The following is a 20,618-nucleotide window of genomic DNA, read 5'->3' on the forward strand; positions in this document are numbered from 1 at the left end:
CCTCAGACGCTCCAGACCCGCGCGGACCCGTCCTCGCCCGCGGTCGCGATCCGCTCGCCGTCCGGGCTGATCGCGACGTCGTTGACCGGGCCGCCGTGGCGCAGCCGGGCGACCTCCTTACCGGTCTCGACGAGCCAGGCCCGCGCGGTCGCGTCGGTCGCCCCGGACAGCAGCCAGGTGCCGTCCGGGGCGAACGCGACGGCGGTGACCGGCCCGTCGTGGCGCATCGCGCCCAGCGGGTCGCCGGTCCCGGCGTCCCACAGCCCGACCACGTGGTCGGCGCCGCCGGTGGCCAGGATCGCGTCGTCCGGGCTGAGGGCGACCGCGTGCACGGCGGCGCCGAGGGACACCCGCAGGACCTCCTCGCCGTCGTCGGTGAAGACGACCGCGTCGCCGTCGGTGCCGCCCACGACCAGCCGGCGGCCGTCGCGGCCGAACGCCACGTCCAGGGCGGCCTGGCTGTTGCCCGTCAGGGTCAGCACGATCTCGGCGTCGGCGTCCACGAGATCCACGCTCCCGTCGGCGCAGGCGACCGCGTACACCGGATCGTCCTCCCGGGGCGCCCAGGCGATCCGGTTCACCTCGGACTCGTGATCGGTCTCGTCGTCCCCGTACAGGTCCTCGGCGTCCACCCGGCCGGTCACCTCGTCGTCGAGCGTCACGGCGATCACGTCGCCGGCCGGATTCCAGGCCACGGCGCCGCTGCCGCCCCGCAGGTCCAGGCGGTCGAGCTCCTCGCCGGTCCCGGCGTCCCAGATCCGGGCGGTCTCGTCGTGACTGCCGGTCAGCACCCGGGTCCCGTCGGGGCTGAAGGCGACGGCGACGACCGGGCCGTCGTGCCCGAGCCGGATGAAGGCCGGTTGCGCCCCGGGCTGCGCGGACTCCGCCGGAGCGACCGGCGGGTCGACCGTCGCCAGCCAGTCACCGGCGTGCACGTGCGCGCCCGGCTGCGCGTGCCGCCGGCGCAGCACGCCGTCCCCGGCCGCGGTGAGCCGCCAGATCGCGCCGTCGCCGGCCCGGACCTCGGCCAGTGCCGTGCCCGGGAAGATCTGGTCGCCGTCGCCGGCGAGCCAGCGCACGAACGTGGCCGTGCCGCCGGGAACGGCCCAGCGCAGCGGGGTCTCGCCCGGCTCCGGCGGGACCGGCGCGCAGCTGCGGGTGGCCGCGGCGGCGGCGAACGCGGCCGCGCCCTGCACGACCGAGAGGTCGCGGGAGCGGCCGAAGCGGACCGAGCGGCCCAGCGCCGCGCGCACCGCCGCCTCGACCGCCGGCATGCGGGTCACGCCGCCGGTGAGCAGCACCTCGTCGACCTCGTCGAGGCGGACCTCGCAGCGGCGCAGCAACTGTTCGACGCAGCCGATGGTGCGCCCGACGAACGGGGCGACGACGCGGTCGACGACGGTGCGGTCCAGGGCGAGCACCACGTCGGTGTCGCCGAAGTCGTCGTCGGCCGTGGTGGCCTGGCTCAGCTGGTGCTTGAGCGCCACGACCTGGGCGTCGAGCTGCATGCGGGCCCGCGGCGAGGTGAGGTGGCCGGCGAGGCGCGCCTCGGTGTCGAGCAGGGTCTGGATGAGGGCGCGGTCGATGTCGCGGCCGCCGCAGTCCTCGAGCGCGGCGTGGCCCAGGACGCCGGCGCCGGTGCGCACGAGGGCCGTGTCGAAGGTGCCACCGCCGAAGTCGTACACCAGCACGAGCGAGCCGTCGCGCGGCGGCGGGCCGGACATCGGGGCGAGGGCGGCCGCCACCGGCTCGGGGAGCAGCTCGACGGCCTCGAAGCCGGCGTCGGTACCGGCGCGGATCATCAGGGCGTGCCGCGGGTCGTGCCCGGTGTAGGACGCGGGAACGGTCAGGGCGGCGCGGGTGACCGGGCGGCCGGCGGCGCGCTCGGCCTCGCGGCGCACCGCGGCGAGCATGGCGGTGACCAGGTCCAGCGGGGAGTACGAGCGCTCGCCCAGCGGAATGGGCACCGTCTCGCCCAGGTCGCGCTTGAACTCGGCCCGGTACTCGGCCGGGCGGCGGCGTTTGCGGACCTCGGCGGCGGTACCGGTGAGCAGCTCGTCGCCATCCAGGCAGACCGCCGACGGCCAGGCCCGGCTGTGGCTGCTCGGGTCCTCGATGAACTCCTCGGCGCCGTCGGCGATGAGGATGGCCGAGGTCGTGACGGTGCCGAAATCGATCGCCAGGACGGGATCCGCGCTCACCATGGGCTCACCGCGTTCAGTTCGTGGATGAGGTACTCGTACGCGCGCACGACGATGCGGGCGGCCTCGCGGTCGGGTCCGTACAGGATGCCGGACATCCAGTGCACGCTCCACCAGGCGTGCCGCTCGCGGGCCAGTTGCTGCAGCCGCTCCGGTGGGGTGTCGGGCGGGGCGCCGAGCCGGTCGCACGGGCGCCGGCCGAACTCGCCGAGCACGCGGCGCACCTCCTCGGCCTCCTCGTCGCTGCCCGGGCTCAGCCGGCCCGTGTAGAGATTGCGCAGTACCGTCAGCTGATCGATCCCCGGCTCGTTCAGCGACAGCCCGGTGAAGACCCCGATCGCCTCGTCCAGGGCGGTGCGCTCGCGCGGGCCGAGGCCGGCCGCCAGCTTGTGCGGCATCCGGCCGATGCGCTCGGTCGCGGCGTGGAACTTGAGCAGGGCGGCGCGGTGCCCGAAGTGGTCGACGAGCTTGGCCCGCAGGTCCTCCATCCCGCTGTCGGCGAGCAGGTGCGCGCGCAGCGGCTCCAGGGTGTCGATCCCGGCGCGGATCGCGGTCGTGGCCGCGAACAGGCCGTACGCGGCGAACTGGTCCCACAGCCGGCGCCGCTCGGCCGGTTCGAGGGGCAGTTCGGCGTTGCCGGCGGTGAACCGGTCGGCCATCACCAGGCGGCCGCGCAGCCGCTCGGGCGGGAGGGCGGCGAGCTCGCGCAGCTGCTCCAGGGTCGGCCCGTCCAGGACGCTGGCGCCGAGCCCGACCAGGCTGCACACGGGCGTGAGGTCGTAGAGGCGCCGGTGCATGTTCGGCGCCTCGCGCAGCGTGCGGTCGGCGAGCTGCCGGCCGATGACGAGCGGGTGCGCCTCGCCGTACCGCCACCGGTGCTCGCACTTCGTCAGCACCCCGAGCGCGTTGAGCGGCGTGGCGTCGGCCCGCTCGCCGCCGAGGAAGTTGTCCAGCAGCTGCGTGTCGGCCTCGGCCGGGCCGCGGATGCCCACGACGAGCAGCAGCGCGTCGGCGGTCGAGGCGTGCTGCAGCGTCGAGGTGCGGATCTCGCCGGGCACCATGCGCAGGAACTCGAGGGTGTTGAGCGAGTCGTCGCCGAACACCGCGTCGAGGCCGGGCGTGTCGATGAGCTCGAAGCTGCGCAGGTACTTCGCCGTGGTCTCCACCACCACCTCGCGGATGCCCTGCAGCTGCTCCATGTGCTCCTCGCGGCGCGCGGTGAGCGACTCCAGGGCCTCCAGGCTGTACGGCACGGGGGGCCGGTCGTCCTTGTAGTGGACCATCAGGCCGGGCTTGGTGCCGTACCGGAGACGGTTGACGTTGTAGGTGAGCTCCTGCGAGCCGGTGGCCACCCGCTGCTCGCCGATGAGCGCGTTGACCAGCGTGGATTTGCCGGAGCTGACCCGGCCGACGACGGCCACGCTCATCAGCGCCCGCGAGCGCTCGCGGATCGCGCCGAGGGCCTGGCGCAGCAGCCGGGTCCGCTCGGCGCCGGGGGCGAGGATGCGGTCGGCCTCGGCGAACGCGTCGGCCAGGCGGCGCTCCAGGGTCTCGGTCACTGGCCGTCCTCGCCGATGCTCGACAGGTGGGTGACCCGCTCGATCAGCGCGGCGCTGCCGTCGCGCAGCTCCAGCAGCGGGGCCTGCTCCACGGCCAGCTCGGCCAGGCGGGCCCGGGCCTGCTCGGCGGTCGCGGCGGCGGCCGCCTTGAGCCGCGGCAGGGTGTCGGTGATCCGCTCCTGCTCCCGGTTGATCCGGCTGTCGAGCTCGGCCGCGATGTCCTTGGTGTAGTCGCCGACGACCCGTTCGACGGCCGCCTCGATGGTGCGGGTCTGGTTGCGCCGCCCGTCGGCGACGGCCGCCCGCAGCTGCTCGCGCCGTTCCGCGAGGACGTGGGCCGGGATCTCCTCGGTCACCTCGACGGTCCAGCGCCGCTCGGCCCGCACCAGCTCCTCCCGCTCCACGACCTTCACCTTGGGCGGGATGAAGGCGTCGTAGCGCTCCTGGCCCTTCTTGCCGAACAGGAACCCGGTCACCGAGCGCAGCCCGCGGGAGACGGCGTTGCGCTCCAGGGTGACGGTCTCGCGCACGGTGCGGTACTCCGCCGGCTCGTACCGCTCCTCGGTGCGCGTCGGGCGCTGCAGCCGGCCCAGCCCGCCGAGGTCGACCAGGCCCGGCGGCGGCAGGGCACCCAGCGCGCTGTTGCCCAGTTCGAGCCCGATCTCGGCGGCGAGGTCGCGCTGCAGCTGGGCCGCCTGCTTGCCGCCCCACTCGCCGACCGCGGTCATCGCCATGTCCAGGTCGCCGTTGAGCCGGGCGCCGAGCCGGTCGGGCTGCTCCTGGTATTCCCGCTCGTTGACGTACTCCTGCTCGGCCCGCGTCCAGACCCGGTCGAACTCGCCCGCCGCCCGCTCGGCGAGGGTCCGCCGCAGCGCCTCGACCGACTTGTCCAGCCGCAGCCGCCAGGGTGCCGCGCCGGCCGCCAGCTCGGCCAGCCGCGCCGACTCCCGCTCGGTCTCGCGCTCCAGCTCGGCGAGGCGGTCGCGGCTGCTGTCCTGCAGGGCCGCCGCTTCGGACTGCAAGGGCTGCAGCAGAACCCGCAGTGCCGCATCGATCTCCGCCAGCGCGCCGCCGAGGATGACCTTCGCTCGATGCCGGGCCAGCTGGGCCCACAGCGCCGCCTCCAGCCGCGGGAACCCGCTCTGCTCGATGAGCTCGGCGTCGTCGATGGCCAGGCCCTCCTGCTTGGCCAGGCTGGACACCGGGAACACCCGCACGGCCGCCCCGTCCCGCCCGGTCGCGTCGGCCACCCGCCGGCGCACCCCCTCGATCCACACGTCGATGTCGGTGACGAGGTCGGCCTTGGTCAGCGCGACGAGCAGCGCGTCGGGGTTGTCGCTGCCGCGCACCGCGTGGGCCGCCTCGGTGAGGAAGTCGACCTCGTACTTGCTCAACGGCTCCTCGGCCGAGGCGACGAACACGATCGCGTCGGCGGCCGGCAGGTAGTGCTTGGTCACCCGGGTGTGCTCGTAGAACACGCCGCCGACGCCGGGGGTGTCGACGAGCAGCATGCCGGCCGCGATCCGCTCGTCGGGCAGCGTGATCTCGACCAGCCGGGCCCGCTCGGCGTCCGGGTTGGTAGTCCCCTGGGCGGTGAACTCGCCGATCTGGTCGCGCCGGATGCGCCGCCGCTCGGCCGGGCGCGGCGCGTCCTCGTCGAGCGAGACCCACACCTCCTCGCGGTCCCCGCGCCCGATCGTGGTGACCAGGCGGGTGGCGAAGAACGCGTCGGTGGCCAGCAGGTTGGGCTGGTTCAGCAGCGCGTTGAGCAGGCTGGACTTGCCGCGGTTGAACTCGCCGCAGACGACGACGGTGAGCCGCCCGCCGTGCAGCCGCTCCTGGGCCCCGAAGAGCCGGTCCACGGTCACCTCGGCGCCGCGCCCGTGCGCCAGGGGTGTGACCCGCTCGAACTGCGCCAGAATCTCCTGCCGCAGCACGTCGTACTCAGCCACCGAGCCCTCCCAGATTCCATCGAGCCACCGTCCGCTGCGTCGCGAGCAGCACGGCCGCGCTGTCCGGCGTGAACATCAGGTCCCGCACCGGCGCGAAGGTGATCGCCTGCGTGGGGCCGGCCGGGGCGGGGTCCATGACCGCCTGGTGCAGCAGCCGATCGACGAGTTTGCCGCTGTCGAACTCCCAGACCCACACCTGCCCCAGGCCGTCGGCCGCGGCGATGAGGCGTTCGTCCGGGCTGACCTGGAGCGCCGTGTGGGCGGCGGCCGGGGTGACCTCCCAGCGCATCTCGCCGCTGCGCACGTCGAAGACCCGGACCGTGTTGCTCCCGGACAAAGCCAGCCGGCCGCCGCCGGGCGCCCAGGCGAGGGCCGACGGGCTGACGTTGCCGATCAGCCCGAAGTCGGAGCCGGTGCGCAGGTCGATGAGGTGCCGCTGGGCCCCGCAGATGGCGACGTCGGCGGCGGGCGAGACGGCGATCGGCGGGGTGACCGCCAGGCCGATCTGCCGGCCGACCGGCGCCGCGCCGTCGCGCAGCCGCCAGGACTGCATCTGGCCGCCCACGTTCACCAGCGCGACGACGGTCTGCGGGTCGGCGAAGGCGGGCCGGAGCAGCACCGAGCCGTTGGGCACGCCGAGCGGCTCGAACGCGGTGCGGGACACCTCCTCGCCGGACTCGGCGTCCAGCACCAGCAGGACGTTGCGGACGTTCCGGCCGGGGTCGTGGTCCCAGACCGCGATCCGCGACCCGTCCGGCGCGAATCCCGCTTCGCCGGCGCCACCGGCCTCGGCGCTCCACGCCGGCTCGGCGCGCCGCAGGTATTGCAGCGTCCCGGCGGCGCGCACCGCGACGCCTTCCCCGTCCGGCGACAGCCGCACCAGTCCGGCCGGCACCTCGACGACGTCGTCCGGCGGCACGAGCACGGGCCGGCGGGCCGCCGTCGCGCGGTGCGGGGTGCGGCCCGGTGGGGCGGCGGTGACGAGCCAGTCGCCGGTGGCGATGCGCTGGCCCACGGTGGCGTGCAGGCGGTGGGCGCGCAGCGGGCGGTCGCCGGTGCGCAGCTGCCACAGGCCGCCGTCGGCCAGGCGGAGCAGGGCCAGCACCGCGCCCGGGGCGACGTCGGTGCCGGGGGCGACCTCCCAGCGCAGGAGGGTGCCGCTGCCGCCGGGCAGGTCCCAGGTCAGCGGGCGCAGGTCCGGGCCGGGCGGGGTCGCCACGCTGAAGCGGTCGGTGACGGTGCGGGTCCAGGCGGCGGCGCCCTGGGCGACGGCGAGCTCGGGGTCCTCGACGCGGCGGACGCGGTCGCCGAAGGCCTGGGTGACGGCGGCGAGGATGGCGGGCATGCGGGTGGTACCGCCGGTGAGGAGCACGGCCGACAGGTCCTCGGGCCGCAGCCCGCAGCGGTCGAGCAGGTCCCGGCACAGGGTGAGCGAGCGGACCACGAGCGGGTCGACGGCCTTGCTGAGCCGGTCCCGCTCGACGTCGAGGAACAGGTCGGCCGGGGCGAAGCGGGCCTCGACCTCCTCCTCGTCGCTGAGCCAGCGCTTGACCGAGGCCGCGAACTCGCCGAACTCGACCTCGTTGCGGGCCCGGGCGGTGGGCGAGCCGTCGCCGGCCAGCCAGGTGGTGAGCGGCTCACCGGCCAGGGCGAGCAGTTCGCGGCGCATGAGCACGTCGACGTCGCGGCCGCCGCAGTCGTCGAGGGCGGCGTGGCCGAGCACCTCGTGGCGGGAGTCGGCGGCCAGGCGGACCAGCGCGGCGTCGAACGTGCCGCCGCCGAAGTCGTAGACCAGCACCGTGTCCCCGGCGGCCAGCGGCGCCCCGGCGATCGGGGCAAGGGCGGCCGCGACCGGCTCGGGCAGCAGGTCGACGACGGCGAACCCGGCCGCCTCGCCCGCCGCGATGAGCAGCTCGCGGCGCGGGTCCCCGGCGCGGTAGCTGGCCGGGCAGGTCAGCACGGCCCGGGTGATCGGCGCGCCGTGCAGCCGCTCGGCCTCGTCGCGGATCGCCGCGGCCAGGGCGGCGATCAGCTCCTCGGGCCGCCGCTCGGCGTCGCCGAGGCGCAGCGGCACGCTCGCCCCGAGGTCGCGCTTGAACTCGATCCGCGCGATGTCGGGGCGCGAGGGCCGGCGCAGCTCGGCGCGCCGGCCGACCAGCAGCTCCCGGCCGTCCCAGGCGGCCACCGACGGCCAGACCCAGGAGGCGCCGGAGCGCTCCTTGACCAGCCGTACCGTGTCGCCGACGACCAGGGCCGCCGCCGACGTGGACGTGCCGATGTCGAGAACGAGAACCGCCTCGTCGTTCATGCGTGCTCCTCCACCCGCAGCTCGTCGAGCAGAACCTCGTAGGCGCGCCGGATCACGCCGGCCGCGACCCGGGTGCGTCCACTGTGGACGCGGGTCAGTTCGGTGGTGGCCCAGTGCTCGACGCGGCGCAGCGCCCGGCCCCGAAGCGCGTCCGGGCCGGCGTCCGGCGGCAGGCCGAGCCGCTCGGCCGGGGTGCGGCCGCGCTCGCCGAGGACGCGCAGCAACTCCTCGGTCTCGGCCGCCCCGAACGCCAGCCGCCCCGCGTAGTGGTCGCGCAGCACGGTCAGCTCGGCGAAGGCGTGCACCGTCACCGCCAGCCCGGTCACCTCGGCCACCGCCCGGTTCACGGCCCGCCGGCTCGCAACCGCCGCCGCGTCCGCCGTGGCGCCCTGCGTCGTGCCCTCCGTAGTGCCTTGCGCCGTGCCCTCCGTGGTGCCCGGCGCGCTGGGGTCCGCTGTGTGCGGCGCCGGGGTCGTTGGCGGGATCGGGCGTTCGAGGGAGCGGACCTCCTGCACCACCCGGTCGAGGCCGATCACCTCGGCCCGGGCCGCGAAGTGGCCCAGCAGCAGCTCCCGGAAGCCGGTCAGGCCGCTGCGCTCCAGCAGCGCGGCGCGCAGCTCTTCGGTGCTGGTGCAGCCCGCGCGGGTGAGCTCCGTGGCCAGCCACACGCCCCAGCCGCCGAACCGGTCCAGCAGGGCCGCGCGGCGGTCCCGCTCGACGGGGAGCTCGGGCAGGTCGCGTCCGGCGAATGCGGGGCCGAGGCGCAGGCGGGAGAGGAGGAGCTCTGGACGTACAAGAGCGAGGGCTTGAAGGTTTGTGCGGTCCTCTTCGGTGAACGTGCTCGCCGCCGCGGCCACCAGGCCGGCGAGCGGGCGCAGCTCGAACAGCAGCCGGTCGGCGCCCGCGCTGCGCATCATCATGTCGGCCACCCGGCGGCCCTGGGCGATCGGGTCGGGGTGCTCCGGCCAGTAGTATTCCACCTTGGTCAGCGCCCCGACCGTCGTCACCGGGCCGGAGCCGCCGAGGCCGGCCCGGGTGAAGTCGGCCAGCAGCTCCGCGTCGCTCTTGGCCAGGCCCCGGTCGAAGACCATGATGAGCGCGTCGGCGCGGCTGGCGTGCCGGGCGGACAGGTCGGTGATGTCGTCGCCGCTGCGGCCCAGCCAGCGCAGCGCGTTGGCCGAGTCGTCCTGCAGCGACGAGTCGAGCCCCGGCGTGTCGACCAGGTCGTAGTCGGTGAGCCCCGGGTTGGGCAGGCCGACCTCCAGGTGGTCGATGCGCAGCAGGAACCGGCGCAGGTCCGCGTCGCGCGCGCGGGCCCGCGCGGCCAGCCGGTCGAGGTGCCCGAGGTCGTGCCGCTCCGGTTCGGCCCCGTCGGTGAAGTGCACGGTCAGCGACGGCTGCTCGGCGTGGCGGAACCGGCTGACGTTGAACGTGAGCTCCAGCGCCCCGGTCGGCGCGAGCGGCGCCCGCAGCAGCGCGTTGGCGAGCGTGGACTTGCCGGAGCTGATCCGCCCGACGAGCGCGACGCGCAGCCGCTCGCCGAGCCGGTCCCGCACCTCGCCGAGGATCCGCCGGGCGTGCGCGGCCTCGTCGCCCGGCACCCCGTCGAGGACGGCGCCGGCCCGGGCGAAGGCGGCCGCGGCGACTCCGGCGGGCTTGCGGTTCACCGGCCCGCCAGGGTGGCCGCGCTCTTGGTCAGCTCGGCGATGCGGGTCGCGGCCTTCTGCAGCGGCTCCCGTTCGGCGCGCAGCTCGCCGAGGCGCCGCTCGGACTCCGCGACGCTGCCCTCCCGCTGGCGCTCCAGCCGCTTGACCGTCTCGTCGGCACTCTCCAGCTCCTGCTTGATGCGGCTGGTCAGCTCGGCCGCGAGGGCCTGGGTCAGGCCGGTCTGCAGCTCGGCCAGCTCCTGCTCGATGTGGGCCTGCTGGCCCTGGCGCAGCGCGGCCAGCTCCTGCGTCAGGCTGCGCCGGCGGGCCTCCCGGTCGGCCTTGGCCTCCTCGTTGCGGGAGTGCTGCCAGCCCATCGAGGCGCCCCAGAGCGTGCCGATCGCGCCGACGATCCAGGCCCCGAACTGCGCGCCGGCGACGGTGCCGGGGCCGGGCGCGACGAGCGTGCCGATGATCGCCCCGACCGTGTAGCCGACCGCCCCGCCGAGGGTGCCGCCGGTGCTCGACGCCCACCCCATCTCGCGCAGCCGGGCCGGCATCCGGTTGGGCCGGTCGGCCGCGCCCAGGCCGCCGGTGACGGCGAGGGTCGGCACCGGCGGGTTCGGCAGCGTGGCCAGCCGCGGCCGGGTCAGCTGCAGCTCGCTGCGGGCCGCAACCTCGGCCAGGACCCGGGACGCCTCCCGCGCCGCGAGGTCGTTGAGCCCGCCGACGACCATGGACGCGTCCGTGGTGATCTGCCCGACCAGCCGCTTGGTGTCGTCGAGGAACTCGTTGCGGTACATGTAGTCGGTCGCCACCCGCTGCCAGACCTCGTTGAGCCCGGCCGTCGCCCGCCGCTTCAGCAGCCCGCCGAGCTCGGCCACCTTGCGGTGCAGCTCGCCCGTCCACGCGCCCGAGCCCTGCCGCAACACCTGCAGCCGGCGCTGCTTGGCCGCGATCTGCTCGCGGAGGGTGGCCAGTTCGGCGGTACCGTCCTTGCGCAGCGCCTCGATCGCCGTGTCGACCGGCCCGAGCAGCGCCTGCGCGGTCACGTCGAGCTCGGCCAGCGCGCCGCCGAGCAGCAGCGTCGTGCGCCGGCGGTGCAGGGTGCTCCAGATGACGGCCTCGAGCCGGTCGAACCCGGCCACCTCGCGGTCGAGCTCGTCGCCGGACGCCAGCCAGTGCAGCTGCGCCGTGGCCGACACCGGGACCACCTCGACGGACCCGGCCGGGCGCCCGGTGGCCGCGGCGACCTTGGCTCGCATGTCCTGCACGTGCGGGGCGACGTCGCCGACGGTGTCGGTGCGGGTCAGCACGTACAGCTGGCCGTCGGGGTCGTCGGCGACCTGCGCGGCGGTGGTGGCGCTGCGCAGGAAGGTCAGCTCGCTCTGGGTGAGCGGCTTGGTCGTGTCGGCGACGAACAGCACCGCGTCGGCCGTCGGCAGGTACGCCATCGTCGCCGCCGTGTGCTCCTCGAACATGCCGCCGACCCCGGGCGTGTCGACCCAGCGGATGCCGGAGCGCAGCCGCGGGTTCGGGGTGAGGATTTCCAGCAGCAGCGCGCGCTTGACGTTCTGCGGGTTGCCGAGCTCCGTGACGTACTCCGCGATCTGCTCCCGGCTGATCGCCCGGCGCTGCTCGGGGCCGCCGTCGGCACCCTCCAGCACGACGGTGACCGACTCGGTCTCGGCCCAGGCGACGGTGGTCACGAGCCGCGTGGCGATCACGGTGTCGACCGGCAGCAGCGGCCGCTGCTCCCCGAGCAGCGCGTTGAGCAGCGTGGACTTGCCGCGCTTGAACTCGCCGCAGACGACCACGGACAGCCGCCCGGCGGCCAGGCGCTCGCGGGCCGCGCCGAGGCGGCGGGTGCTCTCCCCGGCCCCGGTCCCGGCGGCGGCCCCGGCGAGCACCTCGAACAGGCCGAGGGCCTCGTCGCGCAGCACCTCGAACGCCTCGCCGGCGTCGTGCAGCGCCTCGTCGTCGGTCATGGCGTTTCCCTTCAGATGAAGTCGTCGTCGACGTCGACGCCGGTTGCGAGCGTTTCCCTGCCGCGCCGACGCCTGTATCGCCCTTCCTGGGACACCGCAAGTGAACCCGGGTCCTCAGCGACGTGCCGGACCCGCTCGCGGGCGAGGTCGACGGTGAGCAGCCAGTCGCCGGAGGCGAACGCGGTGCCGGGCCGGGCCTGCTGGGCCACGATCCGGCCGGGATCCTCCGGGCCGCGCAGCCGCCACAGCGACCCGTCGTCGCCGCGGGCGATCCCGAGCAGCTGCCGCGCCTCGAAGGCGGCGCCCTCCGCGACCAGCCAGCGCACCAGCGTCGCCGCGGCACCCCGCAGGTCCCAGCTCAGCGGCTGCCGGTTGGGAACCGGGCGCCCCGCGGTGATGTCGCGTTCGTGGGAGCGGCCGGCAAGGAGGGCTGCCCCCAGTACCACGGCCAGCTCCGGATCCTCGGCCCGGCGCAGCGGCACCCGGAACTCCGCCGCCACCGCCGCGGCGACCAGCGGCATCCGGGTCGTCCCGCCGACCAGCAGGACCGCGCCGGGCGCCTCGCCGGCCCGCGCGATCAGCCCGCGGCAGCACTCCAGCGTGCGGCGCAGCAGCGGCCCGGCCAGCGCGGCCAGGTCCTCGGTGCGCAGCACCACCGGCGCGGCCGTCGGCGACGGGTAGTCCTCGACCTCGTCGGACGCGCTGAGCTGGTGCTTGAGCCCGCGCGCGAAGTCGGCCAGGTGCAGCCGGGCCCGCAGCGCCGCGTCGCCGGTCAGCCCGAGGTCCTCGCCCGACTCGGCGGACACCCGGGCCGCGATCAGCCCGTCGATGTCGCGGCCGCCGCAGTCGTCCAGGGCGGCGTGGCCGAGCACGGTGTGGTGGCCTTCGCGGCCGTACCGCACGAGCGCCGCATCGAACGTGCCACCCCCGAAGTCGTAGACCAGCACCACGTCCCCGTCGCCGAACGGCGGGCCGGTCAGCGGCCCCAGCCCGGCCGCGACCGGCTCCACGACCAGCTCGACCTCGGCGAAGCCGGCCGATTCGCCGGCCGCGATCATCTCGGCGGCGCGCGGGTCGCGCCGGCCGTACGCCGCGGGCACGCTCAGCACCAGCCGCTCGACCGGCCCGCCGGCGATGTCCGCGGCCAGTTCGCCGTAGGCGCGCAGGAGGGCGGCGACGAGCTCGCCGGCGCGATACGGGTGCTCGCCGAGCAGTACCGGCGCGCTCTGGCCCAGGTCGCGCTTGAACTCGGCCCGGAATGCGGCCGGTGCGCCTCGTTTGCGGCCGGCGGCGGCCGAGCCGACCAGGAGCCGGTCGCCCTGCCGGAACACCGCGGACGGCCAGGAGTAGAGGCCGCTGGCCGGCTCCTTGATGAGCCGCACCCGCCCGCCGCCGTCGACCAGCGCGGCCGAGGAGGCCGACGTGCCGAAGTCGACCACCAGCACCGGCCGGTTGTCCTTGTCCAAACGATCGCTCCGTCTTCTCTTCGCGCGTCGTCAGCCGGTGGTGTCGACCGTGACGATCCAGTCGCCGGTGAGCACGGCGTCGCCCTGGTGCGCGTGCTGCACCTGGACCCGCCCCGGCGCGGCCGCGGCCAGATCGATCAGCGACCCGTCGGCCGCGCGCACCCTTCCCAGGACCTGCCCCGTCGTGTACCGCTGCCCGGGCCCCACCAGCCACTCGATCACCGTCGCCGGACCGGCCGGCAGCGTCCACGACAGCGGCTGGCGATCGGGCCGCGGCGCCTGCGCGGTGGCGGTGAGCACCGCACCGCCGCTCGCCCACACCCCGGCGCCCTGCGAGACGGCCACCTCGACGTCCTCGGCCTGGCGGACCGGCAGCCCGAGCGTGCGGGCCAGGTGGTCGGTCAGGCCCGGCAGCCGGCTGGACCCGCCGACCAGGACCACCGCCGCCACCGGGCCGGGCCGCACGTCGTCGAGCAGCCGCCGGCAGCAGTCGGTGGTGCGCTCCAGCAGCGGCTGGGCCAGCATCCGCAGCCGCTGCTGGTCCAGGCGCAGCACCAGCCCGGCCGCGCGGAAGTAGTCGTCGGCCGCGTTCTCGGCGCTGACCCGGTGCTTGAGGTGCCGGGCGAACTCGGCGAACTCCATCGTGTCGCGGGCCGCGGAGAGCCGGGCTTCGTCGTCGGCGTCCTCGGCCGCGTCGAGCACCCCGGCCAGGGCCGCGCCGCCGGCCGCACGTAAATGCGTGATGACGGCCGCATCGAGCTCGCGGCCGCCGCAGTCGTCGAGAGCGGCCGCGCCGAGCACCGCGTGCGGGGACCCGTCGCCGGCCCCGAGGCGGACGAGCGCCGCGTCGAAGGTGCCACCGCCGAAGTCGTACACGAGGACGGTCGCACCGGGCGGCAGCGGTTCGCCGGCGACCGGGGCGAGCGCGGCCGCGACCGGCTCGGCGACCAGTTCGGCGGCGGGCAGCCCGGCGTTGCGGGCCGCCTCGAGCATGTCGCGGGCGCGCAGGTCGTCGGGGCCGTAGGAGGCGGGCACGGTGATGACGGCGCGGCCGACCCGGGCGCCGTGGACCCGCTCGGCCTCCTCCCGGATCGCCTGCAGGATGAGCGTGACGAGGTCGACGGTGCGCAGTGGGCGCTCAGCGAGGTACAGCGGCGTGCCCTGCCCCAGGTGCCGCTTGAGCTCGTCGCGGAACCCGCCCGGCCGCAGCCGGCGCCGGCTGACCGCGGCGGTGCCGACGACCGGCCGGCGCCCGTCGAAGAAGACCGCCGACGGCCAGGTCCAGACCCCGCTGCCCGGCTCGCGCAGCTGGACCCGGCGCACGCCGTCGGTCAGCGTCGCCGCCGAGCTGGTCGTGCCGAAGTCGATGGCGAGCACCGCGCCGCTCATGCGACTCACTCCTCCTGGACGACGGTGGTGATGGAGTACACGTCGACGGAGCCGCTCTCGCTGGTGCCGACCGCGAGCCGGGCGCCGTCGCGGCTGAACGCGATCGCATCGACGGGGCCCTCCGTCGCCAGGTTGAGCACGGTCGTGCCGGCGTCGAGCGACCACACGACGATCTTGCGGCGCATGACGACCGCGAGCAGCCGGGCCCCGGGCGCAAGGGCGGAGACGACGTCCGGCGCCGGCTGCGGGGTGACGTCCGGCGCCGTGACCTCGGTGACCGCGCCGGCCAGGGCGAGCCCGTCCGGCGTCGGCACGAGGACGCGGAACGCCTTGACGCCTCCGGCGCCGCCGGTGAACAGGGTCGTGCCGTCGGAGCCGAAGGCCAGCCACTTGGGGATCCCGGCCCCGCGTACGATCAGCCGGCCCGGCCCGGTCACCGCGTAGAGCGTGCAGCCGCCCGTGCCGATGACCGCGAAGTACCGGCCGTCCGGGCTGAACGCGATGGCGCGCAGCCGGTTCGAGCCGATGGCGAACCGCCGCGGCTTGCCGGCGACCAGGCGCGGGGCGGTGGCGACGGCGGACCGGGTGGTGACGAGCCAGTCGCCGCTGAGCACCCGCTGGCCGAGCAGCGCCTGCCAGTGCAGGATGCGGCCGGGGGAGCCGGCCACGAGCTGGTGCAGGCTGCCGTCGGCGGTGCGCACCCGGGCCAGCGGTTCGCCGGCCGCGAAGTCGGTGCCCTCCGGGCGGCGCTCGACAATCGTGGCCCGCCCGCCGGGCAGCGTCCACGCCAGCGGGTTGACCCCGGGCCCGGGCGGCGCGCCGGCGATGGTCCGGTGCGGCGTCTGGCGGGCCCACTCGCAGGCCCCGCGCACGGCCGCGTGCTGCGGGTCCTCGGCCTGGCGCACGGGCAGCCCGAGCCCCGCGGCCACGGCGGCGGCGACGACCGGGCTGCGGGTGCTGCCCCCGACCGCGAGGACTCCCGCGATCTCGTCCGGCCCGACCTCGCAGCGCACCAGCAGCGCCCGGCAGCACGCCAGGGTGCGCTCCACCAGTGGTACCGCCAGCTTGCCCAGCTCCTCGCGGGTCATCTCGACCAGCTGGTCGTCCCGGGTGAACTCGCCGGCCGCCGGCCCGTCGGAGAGCTGGTGCTTGAGCTCGACGGCCAGGTCCATGAGGTCCAGCCGGGCCCGCAGCGCCGCGTCCCGGTCGGCGTGCTCGGCCCGCAGCGGGTCGGGCCGGCCGAGCTTGTCGAGCACGGCGGCGTACACCGCGGCGTCCAGATCCCTTCCACCGCAGTCCTCGACCGCCTCGAACCCCACGATCTCGTGCTGCCCCGTGCCCAGCCGCACCAGCGCGGTGTCGAAGGTGCCGCCGCCGAGGTCGTACACGAGCACCAGCTCGCCCGGCTCGAACCCGCTCCCGGCGGCCGGCGCGAGAGCGGCCGCGACCGGCTCGGGCAGCAGTTCGGCGATCCCCAGCCCGGCGTTCCCGGCCGCGGTGAGCAGCGCGGCCCGCCGCGGGTCGTCCGGCCCGTACGACGCGGGCATGGTCATGAGCACGCTGCCGACCGGCGCGCCGTGCAGCCGCTCGGCCTCGGTGCGCAACGCCCGCAGCAGCACGGTGAGCAACTGGGTCGCGTCGAACGCCGCCCCGCCGACCACGAGCGCCGCGGCCTGCCCGAGCTCGCGCTTGAACTCGTGCCGGTACGCCCCGGGCCGCACCCGCTTGCGCTTCTCCGCCGCCCGCCCGACGAGCAGCGCGTCGTCGTCGGCGAACACGGCGGTGGGCCAGCTCGTGGAGCCGCTGGCCGGATCGTGCAGCGGCTGGGTGCCGGCCCCGGTGACGAGCGAGGCCTGGGTGGTGCTGGTCCCGAAATCGACGCAGAGGACCGGTTCGGTCATCGGCAAGTCCTCACGTCCAATGAGTACCGTGCCGGCGCCACCCCGGGGCACCTCCGGAGATTCCGAACTGGATGTCCGGTCGGTGCCTTGTTTCCGGCTGTTACTCCCGTTCCACTTTGTGCAGTCCGCCTTCCGGCGTCCACCATTCGACGACGAGCAGGGTCGCCTCCGGGTTGAGGTGGGTGTGCACGACCTCGGCGATGTCCGCGTGGAACCGGTCGCCCTCGCCGGGTTCCCCTTTCGCCGCCGCCGGCACCGCCCGGCCGGAGATCTTGGCCTCGCCGGGCCACTGCGCCTCGGACCCCTCGACCGGGTCGACGGTCGCACTGTGCAAGGCGAATCGCGAATCCCGGCGGAGATCGGCCCCCTTGCGCGCGCCGCTCATCGAGCCGAACGTGAGCTCGCCGCCCTCGAAGGCCGCCTCGATACCGGAGATCCGCGGCCCGCCGCCGGCCCGTACCGTGGCGATGGTCTTGTGCTTGTGCGCATCGAACAATTCCCGCACGCGCTGCGCGAACTCCGGCGCCGCCTGCTCAACGTCCCGCCAAGCCGTCATGCGCCCATGATTTCATCTCAAGGGTTTGATACAACTTTGACCATGAAACTCGCCGAGGCATTGGCGCTGCGGGCGGACGCGGCGCGGCAGGTGAACCAGCTGCAGGCGCGGATCACGGCGTCCGCGCGGTACCAGGAGGGCGAGGAGCCGGCCGAGGACGCGGCGGCCCTGCTGGCCGAGGCGGCCTCGCGGCTGGGCGAGCTGGAGATGCTCATGCGCCGGATCAACCGCACGAACTCGGCGACCCAGCTCGCCGGCGGCGGCACGCTCACCGACGCCCTGGCGCGGCGCGATGTGCTGCGCTTCCGCCACAAGCTGGTCACCGCGGCCGCGGGTGCGGCGGCCGGTGAGGGGCAGCGCGGGGTGCGGCAGCTGCGCTCGGAGCTGCGGATGATCGCCGCCCTGCCGGTCGCGGAGCTGCGCCGCGAGGCCGACGACCTGGCGCGGGAGCTGCGCGAGGTGGACACGCTGATCCAGCGTACGAACTGGGAGGCCGACCTCCTGGACTAGAGGACGCGGAGCAGGTAGTCGTCGCTGGAGGCGCGCACCGACCCGAGGGCCGACGGGTTATCTCGGCCCACGCCTGGTGCGCCTAGGGGCAGGCGCCGGGGTTCGACTCCCCGATGCACAACGCATGCCCAGCACGGCACACAGGTAACGGCGCACGATGCACGCCACACAACCAGGTGCGGATCCACGACGACGAGGGCGGGTACGGGGTACTCCGCGTCACCGCAAGGCACCACACCACGCGAGCACCCGATCGATGTCGGGCCGCGTCCACCCGACGGCCGGGTCGATCTCCACGAGCAGCGTGGGCGCGGCCCGCTCGCCCACCGCGGCGCCGAAGGGATTGAGCACACCGTCGAGGTCGAGCAGCATCACCGGCAGCGTCGAAGCCACGTCCCTCAGGGTAGGCGGGCCAGGATCAGGCCGTCCTCGCCGGTGTCCGGATAGTGACCCGGAGAGCGGTACAGCTCCACGAAGCCCCATTTGCGATAGAGCGCCAGCGCCGCGGTGTTGGTGACGCGGACCTCCAGGGTGACCAGCTCGGCGCCTTCGCGGCCGGCGGCGGTCAGGGTGTGCCGCAGGAGCCGATCGCCCACGTGGCGGCCGCGCCAGGCCGGGGCGACGGCGATCTTGGCGAGGTGGGCGCGGTTGTCGGGGGCCAGGAAATAGCCGACGTAGCCGGCGATGGCGGAGCGGTCCACGAACCGCGCGACCCACCAGCGGGCGGTGGGGTCGGCGAGCACGGCACGGTACACCCGGGGAGTGAACGGGGTCGGGAAGCTCACCCGCTCGATGGCGGACACCGCGGGGACATCGCGGCGGCGCATGGTGTCGAACAGCAGGGCACCCGCCGGGGCGGGCCGGCCGGTGCCGGTGCTGTCGTCCAGCCGGGGGATTCCGCGGGCCACTCGACCGAGCGTAACCGGGTCGCGCCGGTGACGTACTTCGGTGCGCGCCCGAGCTACCATCGCTGGCACGGCCCACGTCGGTCCGTGCTGGTGGATGTGGGGACCTCGTGGAGTTGTCGGTGCTGCCCGGAGCGGGCGCGACGGTGGTGACGGCGGCCGGGGACCTCGACATCGCCACCTCGGACGAGCTGCGGCGCTACCTGCACGCGGTGCTCGACGAGCACGACTCCGAGCTGTACGTCGATGTCGCGGCGGTGCAGTTCATCGATTCCAGCGGGCTCGGGGTGCTGGTGAGCATCTATCAGCGGCTGGTCGGGCGCGGGCAGCGGCTCACGCTGATCAGTCCGCACGAGCGGTTGCTGCGCACGTTCCGGCTGACCGCGCTGGACCAGATCTTCACGATCCTTCCGGCGCTGCCCGCGGGGCCGGCCGCTGCCTGACGTGCACGGTGAGCAGGGCGATGTCGTCGTCGTGCCGGTGCGTGTCGGTGTGCGTGACGACGTGGTCGGCGACCCGCCGGGCGCCGTCGCCGGGGCGCTCCCGCAGCGTCTCGTGCAGCTGGGCCAGGCCCGCGTCGACAGTGCTCGTGCGCGATTCGATGAGCCCGTCGGTGTACAGCAAAAGCGTCGCCCCCTCCGCGATGTCCACGACGTGATCGTGCCGCGGCGTCGCCGGGTCGACGCCGAGCAGCAGGTCGTGCTCGGTCAGCAGGCGGGGGGCCGCACCCGGGACGAGCAGGGTCGGCGGCGGGTGGCCGGCGTTGGACCACAGCAGCGTGAACCCGCCGCTGGGCGCGGGCTCGAGGCGGGCCAGCACGACGGTGGCGAAGATCTCCTGGCGCAGCGCCCGGCAGGCGGTGTCGAGCCGGCGCAGCGTGGCCGAGGGCGGCTCGTCCCGGTCGGCGACGAATGCCCGCAGCATGCTGCGCAGCTCGCTCATCGTGGCGGCGGCCTCCAGGCTGTGGCCGCAGACGTCGCCGATGACCAGCGCGAGCCGGCCGCCGGGCAGGGCGATCGCGTCGTACCAGTCGCCGCCGACGTGGTCGTCCTCGTGGGCCGGGATGTACCGGGCCGCCAGGTGCAGCCCCTCGATCGCCGGCAGCGGCGTGAGCAGGGCCTGCTGCAGGGTGGCGGCCGCGGTGTGCTCGTGCAGGAGGTGGTCGGCGCGGTCGAGGGCCTGGGTGACGTACCCGGCGATGGTGAGGATCACCGCCTGCTCGTCCAGGTCGACGTCGCGGGGCTGGCGCCAGGCGAAGGTGAGCACGCCCAGCGCGCCGTCGCCGTGCAGCAGCGGCGCGCAGGCCACCGCCTGCCAGCCGAGCCGGCCCAGGTCGGTGGCGGGCTGGGGGAACGCGGCGCGGATCGCCTCCGGGTTGGCCAGCACGTACAGCCGGCCCGCGCGCGCCGCGTTGACCGCCGGGTGCAGGGCGGACGCGGCGAACCCGGCCCACCGGCCGGCCAGGTCGGCCGGGAGCGGCGCGAACGTGGCCAGCTCCGGCTCCCCGGTGAACAGCGCGATGCCGATGTCGGCGGGCTCCAGAACGTTGCTGACCAGCCGTCCGACCGCCGCGACGACGTCGTCGATGGTCGTGGTGCCGGTGAGCGCCACACTCGCGTTCAGCAGCACCTGACTGCGGTCGAACGCCCCGCGCAGCCGGTCGCCGCGGTCGAGCGCCGCGCCCTGCCCGGCCTCGGCCCGCCGCGTGGCGATGCGCAGCCGCAGGCCGTCGGAGCAGGCGGCCCCCAGGTCGGCCAGCAGCGCGAGCTCCTCGCCGGTCCACGTGCGCGGCACGGCGTCGATCACACAGAGCGTGCCCAGCACGGTACCGTCCGCATCGGTCAACGGCACGCCCGCGTACCCGACGATCCCGAGCCCGCCCGGCACCCGCTCGTCGCGCCGCACCCGCGCGTCGGGGATCGCCAGGGGTTCGTCCGCATCGGCGACGTACCCTGCGGCCCGCCGCTCGGTGCGCCAGGGCTCGGCGAGTCCGGCCGCGCCCGGGAACACCCGGCCGCCGGGTCCGGGCAGCGAGACCAGGGCGACGGGCACGCGCAGGACGGTGCGGACCATCGCCGCGAACCGGTCGAACACCGGATCGGGCGACGCCCCCAACCCCGTGCGGGCCGTGGCGCCCGGCACCTTCCCCGTGCGGGCCGCGGCGCTCGACCGGCTGGCCGAAAGACCGGATGACACGCGCGAACTGTACCGGCCCGCGCGCCAGGGTGACCACGGTT

The 20,618-nt window shown here is 75.4% G+C and carries 15 protein-coding genes; 2 read left to right on the forward strand and 13 right to left on the reverse strand.

Annotated features, from left to right (window positions below; translation table 11 throughout):
• Positions 1 to 2: 2 nt before the first annotated feature.
• The 10 genes from ACQP00_RS24925 to ACQP00_RS24970 form a co-directional block, all read right to left on the reverse strand.
• Positions 3 to 2,204 (reverse strand): Hsp70 family protein, encoded by a 2,202-nt coding sequence (locus ACQP00_RS24925; protein ID WP_433222979.1) that lies wholly within the window; start codon positions 2,202 to 2,204, stop codon positions 3 to 5.
• On the reverse strand, positions 2,198 to 3,760 hold the full coding sequence (locus ACQP00_RS24930) for a dynamin family protein (protein ID WP_433222981.1): 1,563 nt from the start codon (positions 3,758 to 3,760) through the stop codon (positions 2,198 to 2,200). Before ACQP00_RS24930 ends, ACQP00_RS24925 begins: the two co-directional genes overlap by 7 nt.
• A complete protein-coding gene (locus tag ACQP00_RS24935; RefSeq protein ID WP_433222983.1) occupies positions 3,757 to 5,712 on the reverse strand; it encodes a dynamin family protein in 1,956 nt (651 codons plus the stop codon). Before ACQP00_RS24935 ends, ACQP00_RS24930 begins: the two co-directional genes overlap by 4 nt.
• A complete protein-coding gene (locus tag ACQP00_RS24940; protein ID WP_433222985.1) occupies positions 5,705 to 8,020 on the reverse strand; it encodes an Hsp70 family protein in 2,316 nt (771 codons plus the stop codon). The genes ACQP00_RS24935 and ACQP00_RS24940 overlap by 8 nt, the downstream gene beginning before the upstream one ends.
• Positions 8,017 to 9,687: a dynamin family protein gene (locus ACQP00_RS24945; RefSeq protein ID WP_433222987.1), complete on the reverse strand. Its 1,671-nt coding sequence runs from the start codon at positions 9,685 to 9,687 to the stop codon at positions 8,017 to 8,019. Before ACQP00_RS24945 ends, ACQP00_RS24940 begins: the two co-directional genes overlap by 4 nt.
• Entirely contained in the window at positions 9,684 to 11,654 is a 1,971-nt protein-coding gene (locus ACQP00_RS24950; protein ID WP_433222989.1) for a dynamin family protein, read from the reverse strand. The genes ACQP00_RS24945 and ACQP00_RS24950 overlap by 4 nt, the downstream gene beginning before the upstream one ends.
• Before the next feature lie 11 nt (positions 11,655 to 11,665).
• Complete coding sequence (locus ACQP00_RS24955) at positions 11,666 to 13,120, reverse strand: Hsp70 family protein (protein WP_433222991.1); 1,455 nt, start codon at positions 13,118 to 13,120, stop codon at positions 11,666 to 11,668.
• A 30-nt stretch (positions 13,121 to 13,150) separates the two neighbouring features.
• On the reverse strand, positions 13,151 to 14,509 hold the full coding sequence (locus ACQP00_RS24960; protein WP_433222993.1) for an Hsp70 family protein: 1,359 nt from the start codon (positions 14,507 to 14,509) through the stop codon (positions 13,151 to 13,153).
• A 5-nt stretch (positions 14,510 to 14,514) separates the two neighbouring features.
• Positions 14,515 to 16,410 (reverse strand): Hsp70 family protein, encoded by a 1,896-nt coding sequence (locus tag ACQP00_RS24965; protein WP_433222995.1) that lies wholly within the window; start codon positions 16,408 to 16,410, stop codon positions 14,515 to 14,517.
• Between the two features lie 100 nt (positions 16,411 to 16,510).
• Complete coding sequence (locus ACQP00_RS24970; RefSeq protein WP_433222997.1) at positions 16,511 to 16,966, reverse strand: pyridoxamine 5'-phosphate oxidase family protein; 456 nt, start codon at positions 16,964 to 16,966, stop codon at positions 16,511 to 16,513.
• A gap of 42 nt (positions 16,967 to 17,008) precedes the next feature.
• On the opposite strand from ACQP00_RS24970, the gene ACQP00_RS24975 reads away from it, so the two are divergent.
• Positions 17,009 to 17,476, forward strand: coding sequence for a DIP1984 family protein (locus tag ACQP00_RS24975; protein ID WP_433222999.1), 468 nt, complete (start codon positions 17,009 to 17,011; stop codon positions 17,474 to 17,476).
• Positions 17,477 to 17,695: 219 nt separating this feature from the next.
• Here the strand turns inward: ACQP00_RS24975 and ACQP00_RS24980 are convergent, their stop codons facing one another.
• Together ACQP00_RS24980 and rimI are read right to left on the reverse strand one after the other, a co-directional pair.
• The gene (locus ACQP00_RS24980; RefSeq protein ID WP_433223001.1) at positions 17,696 to 17,869 is read right to left on the reverse strand and encodes a hypothetical protein; all 174 of its coding nucleotides are present in this window, start codon (positions 17,867 to 17,869) and stop codon (positions 17,696 to 17,698) included.
• Between the two features lie 5 nt (positions 17,870 to 17,874).
• Complete coding sequence (gene rimI, locus ACQP00_RS24985; protein WP_433223003.1) at positions 17,875 to 18,384, reverse strand: ribosomal protein S18-alanine N-acetyltransferase; 510 nt, start codon at positions 18,382 to 18,384, stop codon at positions 17,875 to 17,877.
• Positions 18,385 to 18,491: 107 nt separating this feature from the next.
• On the opposite strand from rimI, the gene ACQP00_RS24990 reads away from it, so the two are divergent.
• Positions 18,492 to 18,824, forward strand: a complete 333-nt coding sequence (locus tag ACQP00_RS24990) for an STAS domain-containing protein (protein WP_433223005.1) — start codon at positions 18,492 to 18,494, stop codon at positions 18,822 to 18,824.
• On the opposite strand, the gene ACQP00_RS24995 is transcribed toward ACQP00_RS24990, so the two are convergent.
• The gene (locus ACQP00_RS24995) at positions 18,781 to 20,577 is read right to left on the reverse strand and encodes a SpoIIE family protein phosphatase (RefSeq protein WP_433223007.1); all 1,797 of its coding nucleotides are present in this window, start codon (positions 20,575 to 20,577) and stop codon (positions 18,781 to 18,783) included. The genes ACQP00_RS24990 and ACQP00_RS24995 overlap by 44 nt on opposite strands.
• Positions 20,578 to 20,618 lie beyond the last annotated feature (41 nt).

The sequence above is a fragment of the Dactylosporangium sp. CS-047395 genome (assembly GCF_050942185.1).
In the GTDB taxonomy this organism is placed as follows: domain Bacteria; phylum Actinomycetota; class Actinomycetes; order Mycobacteriales; family Micromonosporaceae; genus Dactylosporangium.

Coding starts and splice junctions, on each gene's coding strand:
- ACQP00_RS24925 (WP_433222979.1), bottom strand. CDS start 2,204: ATGGTGAGCGCGGATCCCGTCCTGGCGATCGATTTCGGCACCGTCACG.
- ACQP00_RS24940 (WP_433222985.1), bottom strand. CDS start 8,020: ATGAACGACGAGGCGGTTCTCGTTCTCGACATCGGCACGTCCACGTCG.
- ACQP00_RS24950 (WP_433222989.1), bottom strand. CDS start 11,654: ATGACCGACGACGAGGCGCTGCACGACGCCGGCGAGGCGTTCGAGGTG.
- ACQP00_RS24960 (WP_433222993.1), bottom strand. CDS start 14,509: ATGAGCGGCGCGGTGCTCGCCATCGACTTCGGCACGACCAGCTCGGCG.
- ACQP00_RS24965 (WP_433222995.1), bottom strand. CDS start 16,410: ATGACCGAACCGGTCCTCTGCGTCGATTTCGGGACCAGCACCACCCAG.
- ACQP00_RS24970 (WP_433222997.1), bottom strand. CDS start 16,966: ATGACGGCTTGGCGGGACGTTGAGCAGGCGGCGCCGGAGTTCGCGCAG.
- ACQP00_RS24975 (WP_433222999.1), top strand. CDS start 17,009: ATGAAACTCGCCGAGGCATTGGCGCTGCGGGCGGACGCGGCGCGGCAG.